Origin of the sequence: Archangium sp. (assembly GCF_036389735.1) — a bacterium.
GTDB lineage: Bacteria > Myxococcota > Myxococcia > Myxococcales > Myxococcaceae > Archangium.
On sequence record NZ_DASVWK010000574.1, the window covers coordinates 1 to 1,857 of the forward strand.

Annotated in this window: 2 protein-coding genes and 1 pseudogene; 2 read left to right on the top strand and 1 reads right to left on the bottom strand. The window is 64.0% G+C overall.

Annotation, left to right across the window (positions count from 1 at the left end; all coding sequences use genetic code 11):
• Nucleotides 1-463 (top strand): HAMP domain-containing sensor histidine kinase (locus VF794_RS20100; protein WP_331112793.1); only part of this gene is annotated, 463 nt, incomplete at its 5' end.
• Between the two features lie 165 nt (nt 464-628).
• Here the strand turns inward: VF794_RS20100 and VF794_RS20105 are convergent.
• A pseudogene (locus tag VF794_RS20105) lies at nt 629-1,580 on the bottom strand (IS1380 family transposase); the annotation flags it as partial.
• Nucleotides 1,581-1,590: 10 nt separating this feature from the next.
• Here VF794_RS20105 and VF794_RS20110 point away from each other — a divergent pair.
• Nucleotides 1,591-1,752: a hypothetical protein gene (locus VF794_RS20110; protein WP_331112795.1), complete on the top strand. Its 162-nt coding sequence runs from the start codon at nt 1,591-1,593 to the stop codon at nt 1,750-1,752.
• Nucleotides 1,753-1,857: the final 105 nt, after the last annotated feature.

The window sequence follows — 1,857 nt, forward strand, 5'->3', positions numbered from 1 at the left end:
CGATCTTGCGAAAGATGTGCAGATGGCGTGCGAGGAGCTTGCGACCGTGCATGGTGATCGGTTCCGACTCAACGCCCCGGCTTCCTTGGTCGGCTTCTGGGATCGTCAGGGCATGAAGAGAGTTATTGAGAATCTTTTGACTAATGCGATCAAGTATGGCGATCCAAACGGCGACGTCACTACTGACATACAAGAGATACAAGATAGGGTTTTCATCAAGGTCCATAATGAGGGTTCACCCATCGATCAGAAGGACCTAGAGTTTCTTTTTGATTTGTTTCGCCGGGCAGAGTCGGCAGCGGCGGGAACTAGGCAGGGTTGGGGTCTAGGGCTGACCCTGGTTCGGGGGATCACTGAGGCCCATCGGGGAATAGTGAAAGTCCGTAGCCTACCGAACGAAGGCACGAGTTTTATTCTCGATCTGCCGAAAGATGCCAGGATTGCGACGACTCCTTCAGCCTAGACCGGATTTGTCACACCGGGCACGGACATAGGGCTGGTGTCGCGGCGTAGTCTGCTGGTGGCCGCGCGCCTGGCCTCGCGTCGGTTCTGGCTCCGGTAACGGGCAAAGCTCCGCCCTCTCCAGCCGGAGTCGGACCGGCGCGAGGTTGTCAAAGAGCTGCGGACGTCAGGAGGGCGCGGGGACGGAGAGCAACTGCTCGGCGATGCGCGCGAAGAGGTCTCGCACCGGGGCGGCAGCGTTCAGGGACAGGACGACGCGGCGGACGCTCACGCGGACAATGGCGGCGACCTTCAGCAGCTTGAGCCGGGGGGTGCCCGCCTGCGCGCGCTCGAGTTCCGTGCCTTTCAGGCCGAAGTGCCGCAGCAGGTTGAGCAGCACGTAGGCCACGGAGGCAAACCACAGGCGCAGTTGGTTGGCGCGCAGGGTGTGGGCGCTGGTGCGGTCGGCGAAGAGGTCCAACTGCTGCTCTTTTATCCGGTTCTCCATGTCGCCGCGCGCGCAGTAGAGCTCCTCGTAGAGCGAGCGCGCGGGGTGCTCCTTGTCGGACAAGGACGTCACGACGAAGCGCGGGTTGTGCTTGTCGCCCAGCCACTCCGCCTTGGCCACCACGCGGCGCTCCCGAGTCCAGGAGTCCTGAGTCCGGTAGCGCAGCTCGCGGTAGGCACGTGTCGGTGCTCCATCGCGTTCCTCCAGCGACACCTTGCGCACCAGCTGTGAGTCCGCCGCAATCATCTCCTCCAGCCGCTTGTTGCGGGCCAGGCCGAAGACGAAGTCGACGCCGTTGTCTTCGCACCACGTCATGAGGCAATTTCTCGCGAAGCCAGAGTCCGCACGCAGCACGATGCGTGTGGCGGGCCAGCGCGCGCGAATGCGGGCCACAATGCGCTCAACCTCCTCCAGTGCGCCCTCCGACGCGTCGATGCCGAAGGTCCGCAGCTTCGCGCACAGCAGGAAGTCTCCGGAAGATGTAGAGCGGCAGGTAGCAGTAATTGCCGTAGTAGCCGTGGAAGAAGCGGCCTTCCTGCGTGCCGTGGATGGGGTCGTCGGTCGCGTCCAGGTCCAGCACCACCTCACGTAGCGGACGGCGGTGCGCGTCGAGGAAGGCGTCGACGAAGACGAGCCTCTGGGTGTTGTCGAAATTCACCTTGCTCAATCAGGCGGAGCGGTTGGGTCTGTTCGCGACCGTCTGGCTCGGGGCCACACTGGTCTGGCTCGTCGTCTCGCTGCCGCTGGGGGAGGTCGGACCGGAAGCGCTCCTGCGCTCGCGCCTGACCTCGTCGGCGCGATAGCGGGCCGCGCTGGCAACGGCGCTCATCCTGTTCGGGGTGCTGTCAATGCTCTCCTGGCGCTACCTGACGACGCCGGCGGGTTTCATCGGGGGCCCGCCCTCGCCG